This window comes from Streptococcus suis, assembly GCF_002964045.1.
GTDB lineage: Bacteria > Bacillota > Bacilli > Lactobacillales > Streptococcaceae > Streptococcus > Streptococcus suis_U.
Window position 1 is genome coordinate 1 of record NZ_POPB01000460.1, and the last position, 375, is coordinate 375.

1 protein-coding gene is annotated in these 375 nt (G+C 43.5%); it reads left to right on the forward strand.

Features of this window, described 5'->3' with window-relative positions:
• A partial coding sequence (locus C1E99_RS11605) for a family 1 glycosylhydrolase (RefSeq protein WP_153060203.1) occupies nucleotides 1–375 on the forward strand: 375 nt, incomplete at both ends.

Sequence of the window (375 nt, forward strand, 5' to 3'; positions counted from 1 at the left end):
TACAAAAAGACCAATCTAACCTGTTTTACTCGGATGTTCAAGTGCGTGGGGAGTATCCACGTTATATGAATCGCTTCTTTAAGGAAAATAATATCACCATTCACTTTGAACCAGGCGATGAAGCGATTTTGAAACAATACCCCGTGGATTTTATGAGTTTCTCATACTATATGACCTCTGTTACCCGCCATCCAAATAATCAAACGCCAGAGCAAAAAGCGACAGCAGGAAACTTGATTCTAGGCGAAGCAAATCCATATCTGGAAGCCTCCGATTGGGGTTGGCAGATTGATCCTGTCGGCCTCCGTCTCACACTCAATAAGCTTTACGACCGTTACCAAGTTCCACTCTTCATTGTGGAAAATGGCCTAGGTG